Consider the following 24,531-nt stretch of genomic DNA (forward strand, 5'->3'; position numbering starts at 1 on the left):
GTTGACGTGCACGCAATCGATGGTGCATCTGAGAATTTACAGGGCGCTGAGCCAGGCCCGAGACGTATGGAGCACACCGTGGTGACCAGGTTCGACAGTATCGAGCGCGCAGTTGCGGACATCGCTGCGGGCAAAGCAGTGGTGGTCGTCGACGACGAGGACCGCGAGAACGAAGGCGACCTCATCTTCGCCGCGGAGAAGGCCACCCCGGAGCTGGTCGCCTTCATGGTCCGCTACACCTCGGGTTACCTGTGCGTTCCGCTGTCCGGCGAGGACTGCGACCGGCTCGGCCTGCCGCCTATGTTCGCTACCAACCAGGACAAGCACGGCACCGCCTACACCGTCACCGTCGACGCCCGCGAAGGCATCGGCACCGGTATCTCGGCCTCCGACCGAGCAGCCACGATGCGGCTGCTCGCAGACCCCGACACCGGCGCGAACGACTTCACCCGGCCCGGCCACGTCGTACCGTTGCGCGCCAAGGACGGCGGAGTGCTGCGTCGCCCAGGCCACACCGAGGCTGCCGTCGACCTTGCCCGGATGGCCGACCTGCGGCCCGCAGGCGTCATCTGCGAGATCGTCAGCCAGAAGGACGAGGGGGCGATGGCCCAGACCGACGAACTGCGTGTCTTCGCCGACGAACACGACCTCGCCCTCATCTCCATCGCCGACCTCATCGCCTGGCGTCGCAAGCACGAGAAGCACGTGGTCCGCGTCGCCGACGCCCGAATCCCCACCGGCCACGGCACGTTTCGCGCCGTCGGCTACCAGAGCATCTACGACGAGGTCGAACACGTAGCGCTCGTCCGCGGCGACATCGCCGGGCCCGACGGAGACGGCAGCGACGTGCTCGTTCGAGTGCACTCCGAATGCTTGACCGGCGACGTGTTCGGATCACTGCGCTGCGACTGCGGACCGCAATTGGACGCGGCCCTGGAAATGGTGGCCGCCGAGGAGCGCGGCATCGTGCTCTACATGCGCGGTCACGAAGGTCGCGGCATCGGTCTGCTGCACAAGCTGCAGGCGTACCAACTCCAGGACGCAGGCTCCGACACCGTCGACGCCAACCTGCAGCTCGGACTCCCCGCCGACTCCCGCGACTACGGGATCGGAGCCCAGATCCTCGTCGATCTCGGTGTCTCCTCGATGCGGCTGCTGACGAACAACCCCGCCAAGCGAGTGGGACTCGACGGCTACGGATTGCACGTCACCGAGCGAGTTCCGATGCCGCTGCGCGCCAACGCGGAGAACCTCACCTACCTGCGCACCAAGCGCGACCGCATGGGCCACGACCTCACCGGGCTCGAGGAGTACGAGAACGGGGTCAACCCATGAGCGGCGAAGGCGAACCCACCCTGCAGCTCGCCGGCGCGAATGATCTCAAGCTGGCGATCGTCGCCGGTCAGTGGCACCAGAAGATCTCGCAGGCGCTGCTCGACGGTGCGCTCCGCAAGGCCGAGTCGGCCGGGATTCAGGACGTCACGGTCATCCGTGTTGCCGGAGCCATCGAACTGCCCGTCGTCGCGCAGGAACTGGCCCGAAACCACGACGCTGTCGTCGCTCTCGGCGTCGTCATTCGCGGGGGCACACCGCATTTCGAGTATGTGTGCGACGCCGTGACGGCCGGACTTACGCGTGTGTCGCTGGACGAGGGCACCCCGGTCACCAACGGAGTGCTCACCACGAACGACGAGCAGCAGGCTCTCGATCGAGCGGGGTTGCCCGGTTCGTTCGAGGACAAGGGCGCGCAAGCCACGGCTGCCGCGATCGACACGGCTCTGACGCTCAAGCACCTGCGTCAGCCCTGGACGAATCAGGAGTTCACGTGACCGGCAACACACCGTCCGCCGAGTGGGACATGGTCGTGAAGTCGCGTAAGTCGGCCCGCTACGCCATCGCGACAGCGGTGCTGCTCGTGGTGGCGCACACGACCGTCGCCGTCCTGTTGCGAGTGTCGCCGACCGGGGTGTACTTCAGAACCGCCGACCAGCTCGCGATGGCGGGACTCGGACTTCTTCTGGGAAGCCTGGCGCTCGTGCTGACGCGCCCGCGCATTCGCGTCGGGCCGGCCGGCGTTGCGGTGCGAAACCTGTTGTCGGAGCGTCTGATCGAGTGGGATCTGGTGCGGGGCCTGTCTTTCCCGGACGGAGCGATGTGGGCCAGGATCGACATTCCCGACGACGAGTTCATCAACGTGATGGCCATCCAGTCCAACGATCGTGACCATGCGGTCGCGGCGGTACGACAGTTCCGTACCCTCGAACGCAGATACGCACCCGCTGACTCCGTTCCGGACATCGCGGTCGATCAGGACTGACGTCGGACCTCTGCACCACGGCTGAGCTGCGGATGCGGAGAACGTCGGACCCGACGGCTAACGTGGATGCCGTGTCCGACCCCGCTACCTACCGCCCGGCCACCGGAACCATCCCGGTGGAGCCGGGGGTGTACAAATTTCGCGATCCGCACGGCCGTGTCGTCTACGTGGGAAAGGCCAAAAGCCTCCGCAGTCGGCTCAATTCCTATTTCGCAGACATAGCCTCGCTGCATCCGCGTACTCGCCAGATGGTCACCACCGCAGCATCGGTGGAGTGGACTGTGGTGACCACCGAAGTCGAGGCGCTGCAGCTCGAGTACAACTGGATCAAGGAGTTCGATCCTCGGTTCAACGTCCGCTACCGCGACGACAAGAGCTATCCGATGCTCGCGGTGACGATGAACGAGGAATACCCGCGGTTGTTCGTCTACCGCGGACCCAGACGCAAGGGTGTGCGCTATTTCGGTCCCTACGCGCATGCGTGGGCCATCCGCGAGACGCTGGATCTACTGCTGCGAGTGTTCCCCGCGCGCACGTGCTCGACCGGAGTGTTCAAGCGGCACAATCAGATCGGCAGACCCTGCCTGCTGGGTTACATCGACAAGTGCTCGGCACCGTGCGTCGGCCGGGTCAGCGCCGACGAGCATCGCGCCACCGTCGAGGACTTCTGCGACTTCTTGGCCGGAAAGACGGACAAGCTCGTGCGGCAGCTCGAGAAGAAGATGCAGGCGGCATCCGAGGACCTCGATTTCGAGACCGCCGCGCGGCTGCGAGACGACGTCGGTGCGCTGCGTCGGGCATTGGAGAAGCAGGCGGTGGTGCTCGGTGACGGCACCGACGCCGATCTCGTCGCCTTCGCCACCGATGCCCTGGAAGCTGCCGTTCAGGTCTTCCACGTCCGAGGCGGCCGGGTTCGCGGCCAACGGGGCTGGGTGGTGGAGAAGGCAGGAGAGGTGATCGAACGCCAGGACGAGGCCGATCTCCCCGCTCTGGTCGAACAGTTTCTGACGCAGTTCTACGGCGAGCAGGCTGCCCTGTCCGCACAGGTGCCGGGCGGCAACGACGGTGGCTCGAATGCCGTTCCGCGAGAAGTGTTGGTTCCGGTCCTGCCGGACAACGCCGACGAGGTGCAGATCTGGCTCAGTGAACTGAGAGGGTCGAACGTGACCCTTCGGGTTCCCCAGCGCGGCGACAAGAAAGCGTTGGCCGAGACCGTCGAACGCAACGCGAAAGAGGCGCTGCAGCAGCACAAGCTCAAGCGCGCGGGCGATTTCACGTCGAGATCCGCAGCCCTGCAAGGCATTCAGGAAGCGCTCGATCTCGATTCGGCACCGCTGCGCATCGAATGCATCGACATCTCCCACGTTCAGGGAACCGATGTGGTGGCCTCGCTCGTCGTCTTCGAGGACGGGTTGCCCCGCAAGAGCGACTACCGCCACTACGCGATAAAGGAAGCGGCAGGTGACGGGCATTCCGACGACGTCGCCAGCATCGCCGAGGTGACTCGACGTCGATTCCTGCGACATTCCGCCGATGGTTCGACCGGGTCCGGAGGCGACCTGGCCCCCGAAGCGGCGTTGGATCCACAGACCGGAAGACCGCGCAAATTCGCGTACCCACCGAACCTGTTCGTCGTCGACGGCGGTGCTCCTCAGGTCGCCGCCGCCGCGGCGGTACTGGACGAACTCGGTGTCACCGACGTTGCGGTGGTCGGTCTGGCGAAACGGCTGGAGGAGGTGTGGGTTCCGGGCGAGGAGGATCCGGTCATCCTGCCTCGCACGAGCGAATCGTTGTATCTCCTGCAACGAGTTCGCGACGAGGCGCACCGCTTCGCGATCACGTTCCATCGCAGCAAGCGATCGCGGCGGATGACGGCGTCGGCGCTGGATTCGGTTCGCGGACTCGGCGAGTCGCGGCGCACCGCACTGGTCGCCCACTTCGGTTCGGTCGCCAACCTCAAGCGTGCGACGGTTGCGGAGATCATGGAGGTTCCGGGAATCGGCGAGACGACGGCCACGTCGGTGCTGGCCGCCCTTGGTTCCGACACGGACGGCGCCGATGTAGGCGATGATGGCAGCGCAACTGCAACGACATCGGGCGAGAACACGGCGGAACATGCGATCGCACCGCGTGTGGAATCGGCGGGACAGGCTTCGTAGTGAGCGAACACCAGACACAGGGACATCCACCGTCCGAAGAGAACCTAGAGCAGCCCTTCGAGGCAGGGGCCGGGCACGACGAGATCGAAGTCGCGTTGGTGACGGGAGTTTCCGGTGCAGGGCTGCGCACCGCAGCCAAGATCCTCGAGGACCTCGGCTGGTACGTCGCCGACAACCTGCCTCCCGAGCTCATTTCCAAGATGGTCGATCTCGGACTCGAGTCGAAGCCCCGAATCGAGCGACTGGCACTGGTGATGGACGTCCGCAGCCGGCTGTTCACCGGTGATCTGGGGTGGGTGGTGAAGGAACTCGACTCCAAGGGCGTGCGCAATCGCGTGCTCTTCCTCGACGCGTCCGACGCCGTGCTGATCCGTCGGTTCGAGTCCAACCGGCGTAGCCATCCACTACAGAACGACGGTCAGGACGGAACGCTGACCGAGGGCATCACCGCCGAACGGTTGCGGCTCGCCCAGGTCAAGGCAGCGGCCGATCTCACGGTGGACACCACATCGCTGTCGGTGCATCAGCTGCGCCGCAAGATCGAGACGGTGTTCGGTGACGCCGACACCACCGGCGTCGGCGTCACCGTGCAGTCCTTCGGGTTCAAATACGGCCTGCCGATGGACGCCGACCTGGTCTGCGACGTGCGATTTCTGCCCAATCCGCACTGGGTTCCCGAGTTGCGCGAACACAGCGGTCAGGATGCGGACGTTCGCGACTACGTGCTGGGGCAGGACGGGGCACACGACTATCTGCAGACGTACACGCACCTGCTGAATCTGACGATCGAGGGGTACGTGCGGGAAGGCAAGAGATACATGACGGTGGCCGTGGGCTGCACCGGAGGGAAGCATCGAAGTGTCGCGATGACCGAGGCACTGGCCGGGTTACTCGCCGAGCAGGGTGATGTGTCGGTGCGTGTGCTGCATCGGGATCTGGGTCGCGAATGAGCCAGGATCACACCACGGCATCGGGGGCCGGCCCCAGGATCGTCGCCCTCGGAGGCGGTCACGGGCTGTACGCCACGCTCTCGGCGGCCCGGTTGCTCGCACACGACGTCACTGCCATCGTCACCGTCGCCGACGACGGTGGATCCTCGGGACGGCTGCGGGCCGAACTCGGCGTCATTCCGCCCGGGGACCTGCGCATGGCGTTGGCCGCACTGGCGCGCTCAGACGACCGAACGCAGTTGTGGACCGACGTGCTGCAGCACCGCTTCGGTGGCACGGGTGCGTTGGCCGGACATTCTGTGGGCAACCTCATCCTCGCCGGCCTCACCGAGGTGTTGGGCGACCCGATCGCTGCACTGGACGAGATGGTGCGGATGCTCGGAATCGACGGACGAGTGCTGCCGATGTCGCCCATCGCACTCGACATCGAGGCGGACGTCTCCGGTCTGGAGGACGACCCTCGGGTGAGCCGCGTCATCCGGGGTCAGGTGGCAGTGGCCACGACTCCGGGCAAGGTTCGCCGCGTGCGACTGCTTCCACCCGAACCGCCCGCGTCCGCGGATGCACTCGCGGCCATCGAGAGGGCCGACCTGGTGGTGCTCGGACCGGGATCGTGGTTTTCGAGCGTGATCCCGCACGTACTGGTGCCGGATCAGCTCACCGCGCTGGCTCGCACGAGCGCGCCGAAGGTACTCGTGCTGAACCTGGCACCCGAGCTGGGGGAGACCACCGGATTCTCCGCCGAGCGGCATGTCCACGTACTCTCCCAACACGCACCTGATTTGGGAATCGACTACGTACTGGTCGATTCCGCCTCGGTCCCGGAAGGCAGCAACCGCGAGCACGTAGCGCGGGCAGCAGCCCGGCTCGGTGCCGAGGTCGTCTACGTCGACGTTGCCGAAAACGGCACCCACGCACATCATTACGGCAAGCTTGCTGCGGCTCTCGGTTCCATCGTGTCGTCCACCGACGGCACCGAACCGACCGCCGCGCGCAGAGAGGGGATCACTTCGTGGCCATGACAGCGGAGGTCAAGGACGAGCTGAGCAGGCTCACCGTCAGTCAGGTCAGTTGCCGCAAGGCCGAGGTGTCCGCACTCCTGCGATTCGCCGGTGGACTGCACATCGTGGCGGGCCGGGTGGTGGTCGAGGCCGAGGTGGACCTCGGGTCCATCGCGAGACGACTGCGTCGCGAGATCTTCGAGCTGTACGGCTACTCCTCCGACGTGCACATGCTCGGTGCAGGCGGGCTCCGCAAGACCTCGCGCTACGTGGTCAGGGTGGCCAAGGACGGCGAGGCGCTGGCCCGGCAGACCGGCCTGTTGGATCTGCGCGGTCGTCCGGTTCGGGGCCTGCCCGCGCAGGTCGTCGGCGGCACGGTGGGGGACTCCGAGGCCGCATGGCGTGGCGCGTTCCTGGCACACGGTTCGCTCACCGAACCGGGTCGATCCTCGGCCCTCGAGATCAGCTGCCCCGGACCGGAGGCAGCACTCGCGCTGGTCGGAGCCGCTCGGCGCCTCGGGGTGGCCGCCAAGGCTCGTGAAGTCCGCGGCACCGATCGAGTGGTCGTGCGCGACGGCGAGGCGATCGGAGCCCTGCTCACCCGAATGGGAGCACAGGACACTCGGCTGATCTGGGAAGAACGACGCATGCGACGCGAAGTCAGAGCCACCGCGAATCGACTCGCCAACTTCGACGACGCCAACCTGCGTCGCTCGGCCAGGGCGGCAGTCGCGGCCGCAGCGCGTGTCGAGCGGGCCCTGCACATTCTCGGCGACGACGTGCCGGATCATCTGGCCGCCGCAGGCTCGCTCCGAGTCCAGCATCGGCAGGCGTCGTTGGAGGAGCTGGGCCAGTTGGCCGATCCGCCGATGACCAAGGACGCCGTGGCAGGTCGAATTCGACGCCTGCTGTCCATGGCCGACCGCAAGGCCAAGGAGACCGGAATTCCCGACACCGAGTCCGCGGTCACCGCCGAGCTGCTCGACGAGGCATGATCGCCCCGACGACGTGATGCGCGCGCTCTGCCTGCGCGCACACTAGGGTGGGTACCGCGTGTGGCACCCCGCACGCCGGCACAATCAGACATCTGTTTTCACAACTTTTAGGAGCGAACAGTGACGATCCGGGTAGGCGTCAACGGCTTCGGCCGCATCGGGCGTAACTTCTTCAGGGCTGTCGACGCGCAGAAGGCGCTCGGTACCACCGACATCGAAATCGTTGCTGTCAACGACCTGACCGACAACGCATCGCTCGCACACCTGCTCAAGTACGACTCGATCCTGGGCCGCTTGCCGCACGACGTCTCGCTCGAGGGCGAGGACACCATCGTCGTCGGCGGCCAGAAGATCAAGGCACTGTCGCTGCGCGAGGGCCCGTCCGCACTTCCGTGGGGTGACCTGGGCGTTGACGTCGTCGTCGAGTCCACCGGCATCTTCACCGACGCTGCGAAGGCTCAGGGCCACATCGATGCCGGCGCCAAGAAGGTCATCATCTCCGCGCCCGCCAAGGGCGAGGACATCACCATCGTGATGGGCGTCAACGACGACAAGTACGACGGCAGCCAGAACATCATCTCCAACGCGTCGTGCACCACCAACTGCCTCGGCCCCATCGCCAAGGTTCTCGACGACGAGTTCGGCATCGTCTCCGGTCTCATGACCACCATCCATGCGTACACGCAGGATCAGAACCTGCAGGACGGCCCGCACAGCGATCTGCGTCGCGCCCGCGCTGCAGCTCTCAACGTGGTGCCCACCGGCACCGGCGCGGCCAAGGCCATCGGCCTGGTCCTCCCGCAGCTGCTCGGCAAGCTCGACGGCTACGCGCTCCGGGTACCGATCCCCACCGGCTCGGTCACCGACCTCACCGCACTGTTGAAGAAGAAGGCCAGCGCCGACGACATCAACGCCGCGATGAAGGCAGCTGCCGAGGGTCCCCTCAAGGGCATTCTGAAGTACAACACCGACCCGATCGTGTCCTCGGACATCGTCACCGACCCGCACTCGTCGATCTTCGACGCGCCGCTGACGAAGGTCATCGACGACCAGGTCAAGATCGTCTCCTGGTACGACAACGAGTGGGGCTACTCCAACCGCCTCGCCGACCTCATCGGTCTCGTCGGCAAGTCCCTCTGACACCGATGGCTGTCAAGACACTGCAGGATCTGCTCGATGCCGGTGTCGAAGGCCGTGGCGTCCTCGTGCGATCGGACTTCAACGTCCCGCTCGAGGACGGCACGATCACCGATCCCGGCCGTATCCAGGCGTCGATCCCGACTCTTCGGGCCCTGGTCGAGGCCGGTGCCAAGGTCATCGTCACCGCGCATCTCGGTCGTCCCGATGGCAAGCCCGACGCGAAGTACAGCCTGGCTCCGGTGGCAGCGAAGCTCGGGGAGCTGCTCGGACGCCATGTTCAGCTCGCGGGCGACGTGGTGGGCCAGGATGCCGAGGCTCGCGCCGAGGGTCTGACCGACGGCGACGTGCTGCTGCTCGAGAACATTCGCTTCGATCCCCGTGAGACCAGCAAGGACGAGTCCGAGCGAGCTGCTCTGGCACGTGAGCTCGTTGCGTTGGCGGGCGACGACGCGGCGTTCGTCTCCGACGGATTCGGCGTCGTGCACCGCAAGCAGGCGTCGGTCTACGACGTGGCGCAGTTGCTGCCCCACTACGCGGGCACCCTCGTCGCTGCCGAGGTCGAGGTGCTGGCCAAGCTCACCGAGGACGCTGCACGTCCGTACGCGGTGGTGCTCGGCGGCTCCAAGGTCTCGGACAAGCTCGGCGTCATCGAGGCGTTGGCCCCCAAGGTCGACACCCTCGTCATCGGCGGCGGAATGGCGTTCACTTTCCTTGCTGCGCAGGGATATTCGGTCGGCAACTCGCTGTTGCAGGAGGACCAGATCGGGGTCTGCAAGGACCTGCTCGAGCGTTTCGGCGACGTGATCCACCTGCCCGTCGACATCGTCGTCGGGGACAAGTTCGCAGCGGACGCCGAGGCGAAGACCGTCAAGGCGTCCGAGATTCCGGACGGCTGGATGGGCCTGGACATAGGGCCGGACTCGGTCAGTCGTTTCGCCGTCGTCCTCTCGAATGCCAAGACCGTCTTCTGGAACGGACCGGCCGGAGTGTTCGAGTTCGACAAGTTCGCGGCCGGAACCAAGGGCATTGCCGAAGCGATCATCGGAGCCACCGAGAAGGGCGCGTTCAGCGTTGTCGGCGGCGGCGATTCCGCGGCTGCCGTGCGCACCCTCGGACTGCCCGACGACGGCTTCTCGCACATCTCCACCGGCGGTGGTGCATCCCTCGAATACCTCGAAGGCAAGCAACTCCCCGGCCTATCCGTCCTGGAGGCGTAACGCATGGCACGTAAGCCGCTCATCGCGGGCAACTGGAAGATGAACCTCAATCACCTCGAGGCCATCTCGCTGGTGCAGAAGATCGCCTTCTCGTTGCCCGAGAAGTACTTCGACAAGGTCGACGTGACGGTGATCCCGCCGTTCACCGACATCCGCAGCGTGCAGACTCTGGTCGAGGGCGACAAACTCCTCCTCACCTACGGTGCACAGGACGTCTCTTCCGAGGACAAGGGTGCTTTCACCGGCGAGATCAGCGGATCGATGCTGGCCAAGCTGGGGTGCACCTTCGTCGTCGTCGGGCACTCCGAACGACGCACGCTGCACAGCGAGGACGACGCCGTCGTGCTCGCCAAGACGAAGGCGGCCCTGAAGAACGGCCTCACTCCGATCGTGTGCATCGGCGAGGGTCTGAACATCCGGGAGGCCGGCGAGCACGTGGCCTACAACGTTGCCCAGCTGCGTGGTTCGCTCAGCGGACTGTCGGCCGACGATATCTCCAAGATCGTCATCGCCTACGAGCCGGTGTGGGCGATCGGCACCGGCCGGGTCGCGTCGGCGTCGGACGCTCAGGAAGTGTGCGGGGCCATCCGCGAGGAACTGAAGGCGCTGTCCTCGGACGAGGTCGCCGCCGGAGTGCGCGTGCTGTACGGCGGTTCGGTGAATGCGAAGAACGTCGGCGAGATCGTCGGTCAGCCCGACGTCGACGGCGCACTGGTCGGTGGCGCTTCGCTCAAGGCAGACGAGTTCGCCACGTTGTCGGCCATCGCCGCAGGCGGCCCCTTGCCCTGATCGGTCATCGGCACCGCTGGACAGACCTGGTTTCGGACACCTCGCTTCGGCGGGGTGTCCGAAGCCGTTCGCGGGGCCAGGTAGGCTGCTGAAGGCATCGAATCGAGTTTGAGGTGGACATGGATCTGTTTCTGGATATTCTGCTGGTCATCACCAGCCTGGCACTGATCTTGCTGATCCTGCTGCATCGCGGCAAGGGTGGCGGATTGTCCAGCCTGTTCGGTGGCGGAGTGCAGTCCAGCCTCTCCGGTTCCACGGTCGTGGAGAAGAATCTCGATCGCCTCACCGTCTTCACCGGCATCATCTGGCTGATCGCCATCCTCGGTATCGGTCTGGAGATCAAGTACACCTGATCCACCTCGGCTCCGAGTGCGAGTTGGTCGCGAAGCGACGATACTGAGTGGATGAGCGAATCCTCCTACGACTCAGTCGGATCCCCAGCCTTCGTTCCACCGACAGCTCAGGGGCGGGAGTTGACCGAGCCACTCCGTGAGGACATCCGCTATCTCGGCGGCATCCTGGGTGAGATCATCCGTGAGCACGAAGGCGACGACGTATTCGACCTGATCGAGGCGGCACGCGTCGAGTCCTTCGCGGTACGCAGATCCGAGATCGAGCGAGACGATTCGGTCGGTCGCTACACCGACGTCGAAGTGGCTCGAGCAGTTCCACTCATTCGAGCATTCAGTCACTTCTCATTGCTTGCCAATCTTGCCGAGGACCTGCACCGCGAGCGCCGACGCGCGATTCACCTCGACCGCGAGGATCCGCCGCAGGACAGCAGTCTCGACGCCACCTGGCTCAAGATCGATTCGGCGGCACCGTCGCGCGAGCAGGTGGCCGCGGCACTGACGGACGCGCTGGTGGCTCCGGTGATCACCGCACACCCCACCGAGACGCGTCGCCGGACCGTGTTCGATGTCCAATCGAAGATCACCGAACTGATGCGCCGCCGCGATGTCGCCACTGCCGCTCGCGAGGGCAAGGCCGCCAGTGCCGCGAAGGAACTGGCCGCCATCGACGTGCAGATCCGCAGGCAGGTACTGACTCTGTGGGAGACGGCTCTGATTCGGTTGTCGCGCTTGCGGATTCAGGACGAGATCGAGGTCGGACTCCGATACTTCGAGTCCTCCCTGTTCGACGTCATGCCCGCCCTCAACGCGGATGTGCGCGCCGCTCTGCGCGCGCGGTGGCCCGAGGACGACCTGCTGCCGCGTCCCATTCTGCGCCCTGGCTCGTGGATCGGCGGTGACCGCGACGGGAACCCGAACGTCACCGCGGACGTGGTGCACACCGCGACACATCAGGCGGGGTACGTCGCGTTCGAGCATTACCTGGACGAGCTGGTCGGGCTGGAGAAGGAACTCTCGATGTCCGCGCGCCTGGTGGACGTCACCGAGGATCTCGCAGCTCTGGCCGGCGCATCGGCCGAGCCGGACGATCGCCGATCGGACGAACCGTATCGCGTCGCTGTCGTCGGCATCCGGGCCCGTCTCACGGCCACTGCCGAGGCGGTACTCGACGCGGTGCCGGTCTCCGGGATCGACCTCGGGGCGCAGAAGTACGACGGTCCACAGGCCATTCTCGACGACCTCGACATCATCGACCGTGCTCTACGCGCCGACGGAGATGCCTTGATCGCCGACGATCGTCTGCTGCGGCTCCGACAGTCGGTCGAGACGTTCGGCTTCCATCTGCAGGCATTGGACATGCGGCAGAACTCCGAGACCCACGAGGAAGTGGTCGCCGAGCTGCTGGCGTGGGCCGGTGTTCACTCCGACTACATGTCCCTCGAAGAGGACGAGCGGGTCTCGGTGCTGTCGCAGGAACTCGCGACCAGGCGGCCGCTCGTCGGCCCCAACGCGCAGCTCAGTGAGCTCGCCACCAAGGAACTGGGCATCGTCAGGGCGGCCAAGGAGGCTATCGATCACCTGGGCCCCGACACCATCCAGAACTACATCATCAGTATGTGTCAGTCGGTGAGCGACATGCTGGAAGCGGCGTTGCTGCTCAAGGAAGCAGGCATCTTCGACCCCGGCACCGACGGCTCCTCACCCACGTCGACGGTGGGTGTGGTTCCGCTGTTCGAGACCATCGAGGACCTTCAGCAGGGTGCGGCGACGCTGCTCGCCACGCTCGACGTTCCGATCTACCGCGCGCTGGTGGCCGGGCGCGGCATGAATCAGGAAGTCATGCTCGGATATTCGGACTCGAACAAGGACGGTGGGTACCTCGCGGCGAACTGGGCGCTCTACCGTGCCGAGTTGGACCTGCTCGAAGCATCGCGCAAGACGGGAATTCGACTGCGACTCTTCCATGGTCGCGGTGGCACGGTCGGCCGCGGCGGCGGCCCCAGCTACGACGCGATCCTGGCCCAGCCGCCCGGCGTGGTGCAGGGATCCCTGCGTCTGACCGAACAGGGTGAGATCATCGCGGCGAAGTACGCCGAGCCGTCCATGGCGCGCCGCAACCTCGAGTCCCTGGTGGCGGGAACCCTCGAATCGACTTTGCTGGACGTCGAGGGCCTCGGGGACGGCGCAGAAGCCGCATACGACGTCCTGGACGACCTCGCGGCGAAAGCCCGCGCGGCGTACGGCCGGCTGGTGCACGAGGAGCCCGGTTTCGTCGAATACTTCCGCACGTCGACGCCGGTGGCGGAGGTCGGCGAGCTGAACATCGGCTCCCGTCCGGCATCGAGGAAGCCGACGAACTCGGTGTACGACCTGCGTGCCATCCCGTGGGTGATGTCGTGGAGTCAGTGCCGCGTCATGCTGCCCGGGTGGTACGGCACCGGTTCGGCGTTCGAGGAGTGGGTCGGCGACGACGATTCCAAGCTCGAGGTGCTGACCGACCTCTATCGAAAGTGGCCGTTCTTCCAGACGGTGCTGTCCAACCTCGCGCAGGTCATGGCCAAGTCGGACCTGGGTATCGCGGCGCGCTACGCCGAGTTGGTTCCGGACGCCGATCTGCGGGCCCGGATCTTCGGCATGATCGAGGCAGAGCACGCCACGACGGTGCGGATGTACCTGAAGATCACCGGCCACAGTCGACTGCTCGAAGACAACCCGTCCCTGGAGCGCTCCGTGCACAACCGGTTCCCGTACCTCGAACCACTCAATCAGATGCAGGTCGAGATGCTGCGCCGTTACCGCAGCGGTGACGACGACGAGCGCGTCAAGCGTGGAATCCTGTTGACGATGAACGGTCTGGCGACTGCGCTGCGCAACAGCGGCTAGCGACGGGGGAGGAACCGGTCGGCGGTCGGTCGCGTCCAACGAGGTATGAGGCAGTGCAGCAACGACACCGATGCCTGGCGAGACGGATCCGCCTACCGCGCGAACGGTAGGCGGATCCGTAACTCGACGACAGGACGTGCCTGGGGCGTCAGCGAGTACGAGGGCAATCGGCCGAGATGTGACCCCGACGCCGCGGAACCCAGCTGAGCGGGTAGATCAGACAGTGTCCAGCTTGGACGCTGCGCCGGCATCGAGGAACCAGACAGTCGATTCGGTGCCCAGCGCGCCGGCCGACGGGATGTCGTCGGGATCGGCCCCGCCGACCGCCGCGGCAACGGCATCGGCCTTGTTCGCTCCCGATACGAGCAGCCACACGTGCTGTGCGCGGCGAACGGCGGGCAGCGTCAATGTGATTCGCACGGGCGGAGGCTTGGGGGAGTCCTCGACCGCCACGACGAACCGATGCTGTTCCCGGACTGCATCGGTGTGGGGGAACAGCGAGTTGATGTGCCCCTCGCCGCCCATTCCCAGCAGGTGGATGTCGAAAGTGGGCGTCGGCTCGCTCTCGGATCCGGAATGCAGGGTCTGCGCATACGCCGCCGCGGCCACCTCGGGATCGCTTCCGTGAGGTCCGTCGGACGCGGCCATCCGGAAAATGCGATCCGGATGCACGTCGACGTGATCGAACAGTGCCTCCGAAGCCTGAACCTCGTTGCGTTCGGAATCACCCGAGGGCAAGAATCGCTCGTCGCCGAAGTAGATGTCGACGGCAGCCCAGTCGATGGATCCGGAATCCTGGCGAAGCGCCTCCAACAGGGCGATACCCGTGCCACCTCCGGTGAGCACCACCGAGGCCGAGCCTCGCTCGGCCTGCGCGGCCGCGACGACCTCCACGAATCGAGACCGGGCGGCGTCGACCAACGCCTGCGAGTCCAGGTACTGAAGGACCGATGTCTTACTCATAGCTCACTTTCGACAGTCCGTGCAGGGCCAGTTCGTAGATCTCGTCCGTGTCGAGTCGGCGCAGTTCCTCGGCCAGGCACTCGCGGGTGTTGCGTCGGGCGAGTGCCACCTCGGCGTCGGGCTGCCCGGTGCGCCGCAACGTGGCGGTCTTGCCGGTCTGCGGACGCGTCAACGAGATGCTGCTGTTCTCTCTGATCAGCTCCACCTTCAGTTCACCCGCTCGGCGATACACCGGCACGTCCAGTTTGGCGGCCAGCCAACCGGCCAGGATGTCGAGTGCCGGCTCCTCGGCCAGTCCCGATACCGTCGCCGAGACGACCGCCTCGTACGGAGCCTGGTCGAGGGCAGTGGCCAACAGACCGCGCCAGTAGGTGATGCGGCTCCACGAAAGGTCGGTGTCACCCTCGGTGTAGCTGCTCAACCGCCCCTTGATGGTCGCGGTGGTGTCGGGGGAATTGGTGGCATCGGTGATTCGCCGAATTGCCAAGCGGCCCAGCGGATCCTTCGCCGGAACTGCAGGTGCCTCGTCGGGCCACCATGCCACGATCGGGGTGTCGGGAAGCAGGAACGGAATGACCACGCTGTGCTCGTGATCAGCGAGCTCGCCGTTCAGGCGCAACACGACGACCTCCGACGCACCCGCGTCACCGCCGACGCGAATCTGGGCGTCGAGGCGCGACTCGGCCGACCGATCGCCGTGAATGAGGACAATGACGCGGCACGGATGCTCGCGGCTCGCCTCGTTCGCTGCGTCGATCGCTCGCTCGGCCTTGGCCGGATCGCGACTGGCGACGATCAGTGTCAGGACACGGCCGATCGTCACCGCGCCACCTGCCTCGCGAACCTCCACCAACTTCTTGCCGACCTCGGCCGTCGTCGTGGCGGGGATATCGACAATCACGGCCTTCTCCATTCGCGTCCGGTGCGGTGCATCATCTCGTCACCCGAGGAAGGACCCCAGGTGCCGGCTTCGTACGGTTCCGCAGTGCCACCCGACGCCCAGAAGTCGAGGATCGGGTCGAGGATCTTCCACGACAGTTCGACCTCCGCGTTGACCGGGAACAGCGAGGGCTCGCCGAGCAACACGTCGAGGATGAGTCGCTCGTATGCCTCCGGCGAGGATTCGGTGAAGGCCTGGCCGTAGCTGAAGTCCATGCTGACGTCGCGCACTTGCATGCTCGATCCCGGCACCTTCGAACCGAACCGCATCGTCACGCCCTCGTCGGGCTGGACCCTGATCACCAGCGCATTCTGACCGAGTTCTTCGGTCATCGTCGCATCGAAGGGCAGATGTGGAGCACGTTTGAACACCATGGCAATTTCGGTGACTCGGCGGCCGAGTGCCTTGCCGGTACGAAGATAGAACGGAACTCCACCCCACCGTCGCGTATCCACCTCGAGGGTGATGGCAGCGTAGGTTTCGGTGTTGGACTCGGAGTCGAAACCCTCCTCTTCCTTGAGCCCCTTCACTTTCTGGCTGCCCTGCCACCCTGCGGAGTACTGACCGCGAGCGGAGGTGCGATCGAGTGGTTCGGCGAGCTTGGTTGCAGAGAGCACCTTGATCTTCTCCGACTGCAGCTCCTTGGGGTTGAAGCTGACCGGCTCCTCCATCGCAGTGATGGCGAGCAGCTGCAGAAGGTGATTCTGGATGACGTCGCGGGCCGCTCCGATGCCGTCGTAATACCCTGCGCGACCGCCCAATCCGATGTCCTCGGCCATCGTGATCTGAACGTGGTCGACATAGTGCGCGTTCCAGATCGGATCGAACAACTGGTTGGCGAAGCGCAGTGCCAGGATGTTCTGCACCGTCTCCTTACCGAGATAGTGGTCGATGCGAAACACGGTGTCCTCGGGGAACACTCGGTTCACGACCGCGTTGAGCTCTTTCGCGCTCTGCAGGTCGTGTCCGAACGGCTTCTCGATGACGACGCGTCGCCAATTGCCGTCGTTGCTCTGTGCCAGGCCGGATCGAGACAGCTGCTCGAGGACGACGGGGAACGCGCTGGGCGGGATGGACAGATAGAAGGCGTGATTGCCGCCGGTGCCACGGGTCTCGTCGAGCTCGGTCAGCGTTCGGGACAGCTCGTCGAACGCCGCGTCGTCGTCGAACGTGCCCTGGACGAAGCGGAAACCCTCGGCGAGGGTGTTCCACACCTCCTCGCTGAACGGTGTTCGTGCGTGATCGCGCACGGAGTCGTGCACGATCTTGGCGAAGTCCTGGTTCTGCCATTCCCGCCGGGCAAATCCGACCAGGGCGAAACCGGGGGGTAGGAGCCCCCGGTTCGCCAGGTCGTACACCGCAGGCATGAGCTTCTTACGCGCGAGATCGCCGGTCACCCCGAAGATGACCATGCTGCACGGGCCCGCAATGCGGGGGAGTCGCTTGTCTCGTGCGTCGCGGAGAGGATTGAGCCAGTCCGCGGAGTGGAGAGGTTCGGTATCTGCGGTGGGCACAGTCGGTCAGCTCTTCTGACCTGCTTGGCGAAGCTGCTCGCCGGTGGCCTCGAGCAACTCGTTCCAGGCCGCCTCGAACTTCTGCACGCCCTCGTTCTCCAACGTCACGAAGACGTCCGAGATGTCGATTCCGAGAGCCGAGATGCGGTCGAAGATCTCCTGTGATTCCGGTCCCTTGCCCGAGACGGTGTCGCCGACGATCTCGCCGTGATCGGCAACTGCGTCCATGGTCTTCTCCGGCATCGTGTTCACCGTGTTCGGTGAGACGAGCTCGGTGACGTACATGGTGTCCGGGTAGGCGTCGGACTTGACGCCGGTCGAGGCCCACAGGGGCCGCTGTGGACGCGCGCCACTGCCGACGAGCTCGCGGAACCGGGGAGCGACCTCGAAGATCTGCTGGTACGCGACGTACGCGAGGCGAGCATTGGCCAGAGCAGCCTTGCCCTTGAGTGCCTCGGCGTCGGGGGTGCCGATCGCGTCGAGTCGGGAATCGATCTCGCTGTCCACCCGGGAGACGAAGAACGACGCCACGGAGTGGATCTTGTCGAGGTCGTGACCGGCTGCGCGCGCCTTCTCCAGACCGTCGAGGTAGGCGTTCATCACCAGTTCGTAGCGCTCGACGGAAAAGATGAGCGTGACGTTGACGCTGATGCCCTCGCCGATCACCTTGGCGATGGCCGGAATTCCGGCTTCGGTGGCCGGAATCTTGATGAGCAGGTTCGGGCGGTCGACGATCTTCCACAGTTCGACGGCCTGCTCGTACGTCTTGTCGGCGTCGTGTGCCATGCGGGGATCGACCTCGATCGACACCCGTCCGTCGACGCCTGCACTTGCCTCGTACTGCGGCATCAGGATGTCGCACGCTTCGCGGACGTCGTCGGTCGTGACCGTGCGGATCGTGGTCTCGACGTCGGCACCTTCGCCGGCGAGCTTGGTGACCTGCTCGTTGTACGCGTCGCCCTTGCTCAGCGCCGCCTGGAAGATCGACGGGTTGGTCGTCACGCCCACGACACTCTTGGTGTCGATGAGGTCCTTCAAGTTGCCCGAGCGGATGCGATCACGGGACAGGTCGTCCAGCCATACCGAGATACCGGCGGTGGAGAGCTCTGCGAGATTCTTGTTCTGGGTCATTGATTATCCCTTCACGTTGGTGATGGAGCGCTGAGCGGCTGCGGTGACGGCCTCGGCGGTGAAGCCGAACTCGCGGAAAAGTGTTGCAGCGTCGGCAGATTCGCCGTAGTGCTCGAGCGAGATGATCTCACCGAAGCCGCCGACGATCTTCCACCACGGCATTGCGATGCCGGCTTCGATCGACACTCGTGCCTTGACGGTGGGTGGGATCACCTGGTCGCGGTAGTTCTGGTCCTGGCTCTCGAACCACTCGACACACGGCATCGAGACCACGCGGGCGGCGATGCCCTGATCCTCCAGCTGCTTCTGCGCCTCGACCGCGTACTGCAGCTCGGAACCGGTGCCGATCAGTACGACGTCCGGGGTCGCCTTGGACGACTCGACGAGGATGTATCCGCCCTTCGACACGCCCTCGAAGCTGGTGCCCTCGAGAATCGGGATGCCCTGACGCGTCAGCGCGAGGCCGACGGGTCCGCTGCTGCTGGACTTGGCCAGCACGGCCTGCCATGCGAACGCGGTCTCGTTGGCGTCGCCGGGGCGCACCACCGACAGGTTGGGGATGGCCCGCAGCGCCGCGAGGTGCTCGACCGGCTGGTGCGTCGGGCCGTCCTCACCGAGGCCGACGGAATCGTGTGTCCACACGTAGATGGGGTCGATGTCCATCAACGACGCGAGTCGCACTGCCGGCCGCATGTAGTCGCTGAACTGCATGAACGTTCCGCCGTACGCGCGGGTGGGGCCGTGCATGACGATGCCGGACAGGATGGCACCCATCGCGTGCTCACGGATACCGAAGTGCAGCGTGCGGCCGTACGGCTCGGCGTCCCAATCGTCGGTGGAGATCGACGTGGGGCCGAAGGACTTCGCACCCTTGATCGTCGTGTTGTTGCTGCCGGCGAGGTCGGCCGAGCCGCCCCACAGCTCCGGGAGAACGGGTCCGACGGCGTTGAGGACCTCGCCCGACGCCGCACGCGTGGCGACGGCCTTGCTGCCGGGCTCCCAGGTGGGCAGAACGTCGGTCCAGTTCTCGGGCAACGTGCCCTGAGTCAGTCGATCCAGCAGCTTCTTGCGCTCGGGCTCGCGCGCGGCCCAGGCCTCGAATTCGACGGTCCAGTCGGCGTGCGCCTTGCGGCCGCGTTCCTGCAGTTTGCGGGTGTGGCCGATGACCTCGTCGGTGACCTCGAACGTCTTGGCGGGGTCGAAATCGAGTGCCTGCTTGACCTTGGCGATCTCTTCGTCGCCCAGTGCGGCACCGTGGACTGCACCGGTGTTCATCATGGTGGGAGCCGGGAAACCGATGATGGTGCGCAGCACGATGATCGACGGTTTGTCGGTGACGGCCTTCGCGGCCTCGATGGCCTCTTCGATGGCGGTGACGTTCTCGCCACCCTCGACCACCTGCACGTGCCAGCCGTAGGCCTCGTAGCGAGCGGCCGTGTTCTCGGACAGGGCGATGTCGGTGGAGTGCTCGATGGAGATCTTGTTGTCGTCGTAAAACAGGATCAGGTTGCCGAGCTGCTGAGTACCTGCCAGCGACGACGCCTCGGACGTGACGCCTTCTTCGATGTCGCCGTCGGAAGCGACGACGTAGATGAAGTGATCGAACGGGCTGTCGCCGAGAGCGGGCTCGGGATCGAACAACCCGCGCTCGCGGCGCGCCGCCATTGCCATGCCCACAGCGGAGGCCAGACCCTGACCGAGCGGGCCGGTGGTGATCTCGACGCCGTCGGTGTGACGGAACTCCGGGTGTCCGGGAGTCTTGGACTTGTAGGTGCGCAGTGCCTCGATGTCGGCGAGTTCGAGTCCGAAACCGCCCAAGTAGAGCTGCAGGTACAGCGTCAGGCTCGAGTGGCCGCACGAGAGCACGAATCGGTCGCGGCCGATCCAGTGCGTATCGGTCGGATCGTGGCGCATGGTGCGCTGGAAGAGGGTGTAGGCGAGGGGAGCAAGGCTCATCGCGGTTCCGGGGTGGCCGTTGCCGACCTTCTGCACTGCGTCCGCTGCCAGAACACGAACGGTGTCGACCGCTCGGGTGTCCAGGTCCGTCCAGTCGCTCGGGTGGTGCGCCGTGGTGAGGACGTCAATATCGTCTGTGATCGACACGAGCAGAAATCTCCTGACATTCGTTCGAGTTGTGGCTCCGAGGAATCGTCGCTCGGCGGCGACTGCCACGCGCCTTGGTGGAGCGCGCACGCAGCCGGTGCCGAAGGACGTCCTCCACCAGCCTAGTTCTGTCCGACCCTACTGTCGTGCCTTCCCCCGGGCGATTGCGCGCGGGCGACTCGTAGGCGACACATTCCGCACTTTGGGTGCCCTGCGAATTGGCGGTGCAAACCCCGCCGTCTACCATCGGTTGTAGTAGGCGCACGTTCGCCGGCTCACGCGGCAGTTGATGCGGACGATCACGCGTGCGCTCCGGCGTCCAGGTGTCGCCATGGAGATCGATCCGCGTGCCGGTGGCACGTGAGCAAGTGGCCCAGCGCCAGAGAACGACAGTCGTGCAAGGAGACGCAGTGCGAATTGGGCAGCAGTCGGGCGGACACGGTTTCGCCGGCGGCCCCGGATTCGGAGCAGGCGACGAAGGCGCTGCCGCCCAGGCCGCACCGGCGACGTCCGCCCCGCGCAGAGCGTTCGCACTCTTTCTTGCGTACGTTGCGCTGACGAAGCCCAGGGTCATCGAACTTCTTCTCGTCACCACCATTCCCGCGATGCTGCTCGCAGACCGCGGGAACGTCGATCCGTGGCTGATCCTCACCACGCTCTTCGGGGGAATGCTGGCTGCGGCCAGCGCCAACACCCTGAACATGGTGGTCGACGCAGACATCGACAAGGTGATGAAGCGCACCGAGAAGCGCCCCCTCGCCCGTGGTGCCATGCCTGTCTCGCATGCCCTGATATTCGGGCTCGTCCTGGGCGTGTTCTCGTTCTTCTGGCTGTGGGCCACCACGAATCTGCTCAGCGGTGTGCTCGCCGTCGTGACGATCTGCTTCTACATCTTCGTCTACACCCTCGTGCTCAAGAGGCGCACATCCCAGAACGTGGTGTGGGGTGGCGCGGCCGGATGTATGCCGGTGATGATCGGTTGGTCCGCCGTGACCGGCACGATCGGGTGGCAGGCGCTGGTGATGTTCCTGGTGATCTTCCTGTGGACGCCACCACATACCTGGGCCCTCATGCTTCGGTACAAGGAGGACTACCAGGCCGCCAATGTGCCGATGCTGCCTGCTGTCGCCTCGGAAACCAAGGTCACCAAGCACATCGTGCTCTACGCCTGGGCCACCGTCGCCGCGACGTTGGCGCTGGCACCGGGCTCGGGCGTCGTGTACGCGGCCGTTGCCGTGGCCTCGGGAGTGTGGTTCCTCGTGGTGGCGCATCGTCTGTACGCAGGTGTGCGAGCGGGAACTCCGGTCAAGCCGCTCAAGCTGTTCATTCTCTCCAACGAATACCTGGCACTGGTGTTCTGCGGCCTGGCCGTCGACTCGGTTCTCGGCTGGCAGACGCTCGCCCAGCTGCTCTCCTGAACGAGCGTCCACCCGACGGATCGGTTAGGGAACGAGCACAATCGACCCTGTCGTCCTCCGTGACTCCAGGTCGGTGTGGGCAGTCGCCGCGTCCTCCAACGCATACCGCGCACCGATCTCCACCGTCAGAGCGCCGCTCGACATCGCCGCGAAGACGTCCCCGGCGCGCCATTCCAACTCGGCCCGGTCTCGGATGTGATGAGCAAGCGTGGGCCTGGTCAGAAACAGAGATCCTGCGCCGTTCAACCGCTGCGGATCCATGGGCGGCACCGGACCGCTCGCGGCACCGAACAGAGCGAGCGTCCCTCTGATCCGAAGCGACGCAAGACTTGCCTCGAACGTGTCGGCACCGACGCCGTCGTACACCGCATGCACACCCTCGCCGTCGGTGATTTCACGCACGCGCGCGGCGATGTCCTCCTCGTATCGCACCACGTGGGCTGCACCGGCCTGCCTCGACCGCTCGGCCTTCGCATCCGTGGAGACCGTGGTGATCACGTTCACGCCCTTCGCCACCGCCATCTGCGTCAACAACAGTCCGACGCCACCAGCGCCTGCATGTACCAGCACGGTGTCGCCCCGCTGAGCGGGATAGGTGGACTCGATCAGGTAGTGCGCCGTCATGCCCTGGAGTAGCGCCGATGCAGCCTGATCGGCAGGTACGCCGTCGGGAACCGCGATGGCCGAGGGGGCGTCGACCAGGACGTGTTCGGCGTAGCTACCCGGTGCTGCAGCCCAGGCGACGCGATGTCCCGGTGCAAATTCGGTGACGTCCGCTCCGACCTGTTCGATCACCCCCGATCCCTCGTCGCCGGGAACGTACGGAAGCGCGCGTGGGTACAGGCCGCGTCGGAAGTACGTGTCGATGTAGTTGATGCCGATGGCGTCGGTTCGGACCAGCAGCTGCCCGGGCCCTGGCGTCGGTATCGGAATGTCGACAACTTTCATGACCTCGGGTCCGCCGATGTTTTCTACTCGAATGGCACGCATGAACACCGTTGTACACGGACCGGCCGCGCCCGAGTGCACAAATCCGGTGGATGCGGGCGGGGAGTCGAAGTTACCGATCAGTAACGACTCGACGGGTCGTTGTGGGCGCGATGGGCGACCTCGGTATCGTGACGGCATGGCTACCGAAATCGACAGTGCGGGCATCGAGAAGAACGAGTCGAACGACGTTCCCAAGGGAACGCTCGCGGCAGTGAAGAGCTTCCTCGCCGATCATGGCAACTCCGCGAGTGTGGTGATCCAGCCGGTCGGTCGGGCCGGAACTCGGCTCACCATGGTCGGTGCCGACGGCGTCCTGGGGGACCAGGTGGTGCCGACGACTGCAATCGCCCGCGCGATCGTCAACGGTCTGGACGAGTTGACCGAGGCCGAATGGGACCGCGAGCTGGTCAGTTCGGTCAATCCGGCCCCCGGGCACCACGAGAAGATGGCCGGCTGGGTAGCCGGTCAGAAAAAGTTCCCGAAGGCGCGCAACCAGGCGATCGTCTGAGCGGAGAAAAGTCGAAAAAATTGTTCGATTCGACGGGAACCATCTCGGTACCCGGTGCGTCGAAGTCAGTGGAGGGGCAGTCGGCCATCTGAGGGGGAGGTCGGCTGCCCCTCTACCCTGTTCGAAGTTCGACCGATCGTCACGAGCGAACTGCGACGTCCTCGGCGGTCTCGATCTTCTCGGATACGGCCGGGCCACGGGTGCGGCAGGCCGCCCACACGGCTGCGGTGGCGGCGGTACATGCGCCCGCACCGGCCACGTGGAAGGCGACGAGTACGGCCGGAACCCCGGTGAAGTACTGGACCAGTCCGATCAGAGACTGTGCGAGCACCAGGACGATCAGGACATTGAGTCGAAACGTGACGGCCTTCGGAGCCCGAACTGCATACAGGGCGAATACCAGACCGACCAGCAGGGCAAGGTAGCCGACCAGGAATTGAGAGTGTGCGTGCACCAGCGTCACGATCTCGATACCGAGGCGCGGTACCGGTTCTTCGATGCTCTTGTCGCCCGCGTGCGGCCCGGCCCCGGTCACCATGGTGCCCGCGATCAGTACGCCCGCCAGCGCGATCCCGGACAGCCCCGTCAGCGCTCGCAGCGCAGCTGGCACCGTGGGCGTCGACTCCGATGGCGCATCGCTTTCACCGACCTTGGCGTACAGCAGCGTGGCCAGCCACACCATCGCCATCGACACGACGAGGTGAACGGCGACCGTCCACCACAGCAGTCCGGTCAGCACGGTGAATCCGCCGATCACGGCCTGCACGACGGTACCGAGTGGCATCAGCCACGCGAAGAACAGTACTCCGCGACGACGCCGCGCCCTGGTGACGGCGATGACGACAGCGGCGGCCGAGAGAACGACGACGAAGGTGAGCAGACGATTGCCGAACTCGACGGCCTGGTGCAAGACCGGTACCTCGGACACCCCGACGGGAGTGAAGCTACCCGGGAAGCACTGCGGCCAGGTGGGACAGCCGAGACCGGATCCCGTCACGCGAACGACGGAACCGGTGACCGCGATGCCACCCTGGGTCAGGATTGCGATGAATGCCAGCACCCGCTGCACTCGACGCGACGGCAGTGGCAGGAGATCGACGACGCGCAGGAATACGCCATAGAGCTTCCGTAGGAGGGAGGGCACTCCACGATGGTAAACG

21 protein-coding genes are annotated in these 24,531 nt (G+C 65.5%); 14 read left to right on the forward strand and 7 right to left on the reverse strand.

Annotation, left to right across the window (positions count from 1 at the left end; all coding sequences use genetic code 11):
- Positions 1-81 precede the first annotated feature (81 nt).
- The 12 genes from MTX34_RS11860 (at position 82) to ppc (ending at position 13,804) form a co-directional block, all read left to right on the forward strand.
- Positions 82-1,335 (forward strand): bifunctional 3,4-dihydroxy-2-butanone-4-phosphate synthase/GTP cyclohydrolase II, encoded by a 1,254-nt coding sequence (locus MTX34_RS11860; protein ID WP_243593115.1) that lies wholly within the window; start codon positions 82-84, stop codon positions 1,333-1,335.
- Positions 1,332-1,829, forward strand: coding sequence for a 6,7-dimethyl-8-ribityllumazine synthase (gene ribH / locus MTX34_RS11865; protein ID WP_243609574.1), 498 nt, complete (start codon positions 1,332-1,334; stop codon positions 1,827-1,829). The genes MTX34_RS11860 and ribH overlap by 4 nt, the downstream gene beginning before the upstream one ends.
- A gap of 29 nt (positions 1,830-1,858) precedes the next feature.
- A complete protein-coding gene (locus tag MTX34_RS11870; RefSeq protein WP_243593594.1) occupies positions 1,859-2,317 on the forward strand; it encodes a PH domain-containing protein in 459 nt (152 codons plus the stop codon).
- A gap of 71 nt (positions 2,318-2,388) precedes the next feature.
- Complete coding sequence (gene uvrC / locus MTX34_RS11875; RefSeq protein WP_243609575.1) at positions 2,389-4,476, forward strand: excinuclease ABC subunit UvrC; 2,088 nt, start codon at positions 2,389-2,391, stop codon at positions 4,474-4,476.
- Between the two features lie 83 nt (positions 4,477-4,559).
- A complete protein-coding gene (gene rapZ, locus MTX34_RS11880; protein ID WP_243593593.1) occupies positions 4,560-5,426 on the forward strand; it encodes an RNase adapter RapZ in 867 nt (288 codons plus the stop codon).
- Positions 5,423-6,448 carry a uridine diphosphate-N-acetylglucosamine-binding protein YvcK gene (yvcK, locus tag MTX34_RS11885; protein WP_243593112.1) on the forward strand — a complete coding sequence of 342 codons (1,026 nt, stop codon included), beginning with the start codon at positions 5,423-5,425 and terminating at the stop codon, positions 6,446-6,448. The genes rapZ and yvcK overlap by 4 nt, the downstream gene beginning before the upstream one ends.
- Complete coding sequence (whiA, locus tag MTX34_RS11890) at positions 6,439-7,422, forward strand: DNA-binding protein WhiA (protein ID WP_032398005.1); 984 nt, start codon at positions 6,439-6,441, stop codon at positions 7,420-7,422. Before yvcK ends, whiA begins: the two co-directional genes overlap by 10 nt.
- Positions 7,423-7,542: 120 nt before the next feature.
- Positions 7,543-8,562, forward strand: coding sequence for a type I glyceraldehyde-3-phosphate dehydrogenase (gene gap, locus MTX34_RS11895; protein ID WP_032365753.1), 1,020 nt, complete (start codon positions 7,543-7,545; stop codon positions 8,560-8,562).
- Between the two features lie 5 nt (positions 8,563-8,567).
- Positions 8,568-9,779 carry a phosphoglycerate kinase gene (gene pgk / locus MTX34_RS11900; RefSeq protein WP_243593111.1) on the forward strand — a complete coding sequence of 404 codons (1,212 nt, stop codon included), beginning with the start codon at positions 8,568-8,570 and terminating at the stop codon, positions 9,777-9,779.
- 3 nt (positions 9,780-9,782) lie between these two features.
- Complete coding sequence (tpiA, locus tag MTX34_RS11905; protein ID WP_243609576.1) at positions 9,783-10,568, forward strand: triose-phosphate isomerase; 786 nt, start codon at positions 9,783-9,785, stop codon at positions 10,566-10,568.
- Positions 10,569-10,687: 119 nt separating this feature from the next.
- A complete protein-coding gene (gene secG, locus MTX34_RS11910; protein WP_032398009.1) occupies positions 10,688-10,921 on the forward strand; it encodes a preprotein translocase subunit SecG in 234 nt (77 codons plus the stop codon).
- A gap of 51 nt (positions 10,922-10,972) precedes the next feature.
- Positions 10,973-13,804, forward strand: coding sequence for a phosphoenolpyruvate carboxylase (gene ppc / locus MTX34_RS11915; RefSeq protein ID WP_243609577.1), 2,832 nt, complete (start codon positions 10,973-10,975; stop codon positions 13,802-13,804).
- A 216-nt stretch (positions 13,805-14,020) separates the two neighbouring features.
- Here ppc and pgl read toward each other — a convergent pair whose 3' ends face one another.
- Genes pgl through tkt form a run of 5 tightly spaced genes read right to left on the reverse strand, consistent with a single transcriptional unit; the run spans position 14,021 to position 20,455 of the window.
- The gene (gene pgl / locus MTX34_RS11920) at positions 14,021-14,767 is read right to left on the reverse strand and encodes a 6-phosphogluconolactonase (protein ID WP_243609578.1); all 747 of its coding nucleotides are present in this window, start codon (positions 14,765-14,767) and stop codon (positions 14,021-14,023) included.
- Complete coding sequence (gene opcA, locus MTX34_RS11925) at positions 14,760-15,668, reverse strand: glucose-6-phosphate dehydrogenase assembly protein OpcA (RefSeq protein WP_243593107.1); 909 nt, start codon at positions 15,666-15,668, stop codon at positions 14,760-14,762. The genes pgl and opcA overlap by 8 nt, the downstream gene beginning before the upstream one ends.
- Positions 15,665-17,221 carry a glucose-6-phosphate dehydrogenase gene (gene zwf / locus MTX34_RS11930; protein WP_243609579.1) on the reverse strand — a complete coding sequence of 519 codons (1,557 nt, stop codon included), beginning with the start codon at positions 17,219-17,221 and terminating at the stop codon, positions 15,665-15,667. Before zwf ends, opcA begins: the two co-directional genes overlap by 4 nt.
- 6 nt (positions 17,222-17,227) lie before the next feature.
- Positions 17,228-18,352, reverse strand: a complete 1,125-nt coding sequence (gene tal / locus MTX34_RS11935; protein ID WP_243609580.1) for a transaldolase — start codon at positions 18,350-18,352, stop codon at positions 17,228-17,230.
- A 3-nt stretch (positions 18,353-18,355) separates the two neighbouring features.
- Positions 18,356-20,455: a transketolase gene (gene tkt / locus MTX34_RS11940; RefSeq protein ID WP_243593104.1), complete on the reverse strand. Its 2,100-nt coding sequence runs from the start codon at positions 20,453-20,455 to the stop codon at positions 18,356-18,358.
- A gap of 410 nt (positions 20,456-20,865) precedes the next feature.
- On the opposite strand from tkt, the gene MTX34_RS11945 reads away from it, so the two are divergent.
- Positions 20,866-21,873, forward strand: a complete 1,008-nt coding sequence (locus MTX34_RS11945; protein WP_308198091.1) for a heme o synthase — start codon at positions 20,866-20,868, stop codon at positions 21,871-21,873.
- 24 nt (positions 21,874-21,897) lie between these two features.
- Here the strand turns inward: MTX34_RS11945 and MTX34_RS11950 are convergent, their stop codons facing one another.
- Positions 21,898-22,863 (reverse strand): quinone oxidoreductase, encoded by a 966-nt coding sequence (locus tag MTX34_RS11950; protein WP_243609581.1) that lies wholly within the window; start codon positions 22,861-22,863, stop codon positions 21,898-21,900.
- Positions 22,864-22,999: 136 nt separating this feature from the next.
- Between MTX34_RS11950 and MTX34_RS11955 the strand changes: the two genes are divergently transcribed.
- The gene (locus MTX34_RS11955; RefSeq protein WP_243609582.1) at positions 23,000-23,371 is read left to right on the forward strand and encodes a hypothetical protein; all 372 of its coding nucleotides are present in this window, start codon (positions 23,000-23,002) and stop codon (positions 23,369-23,371) included.
- A gap of 139 nt (positions 23,372-23,510) precedes the next feature.
- Here MTX34_RS11955 and MTX34_RS11960 read toward each other — a convergent pair whose 3' ends face one another.
- Positions 23,511-24,515 carry a heme A synthase gene (locus tag MTX34_RS11960; RefSeq protein WP_243609583.1) on the reverse strand — a complete coding sequence of 335 codons (1,005 nt, stop codon included), beginning with the start codon at positions 24,513-24,515 and terminating at the stop codon, positions 23,511-23,513.
- Positions 24,516-24,531: the final 16 nt, after the last annotated feature.

The organism is Rhodococcus sp. ARC_M5 (assembly GCF_022810405.1).
GTDB lineage: Bacteria > Actinomycetota > Actinomycetes > Mycobacteriales > Mycobacteriaceae > Rhodococcoides > Rhodococcoides navarretei.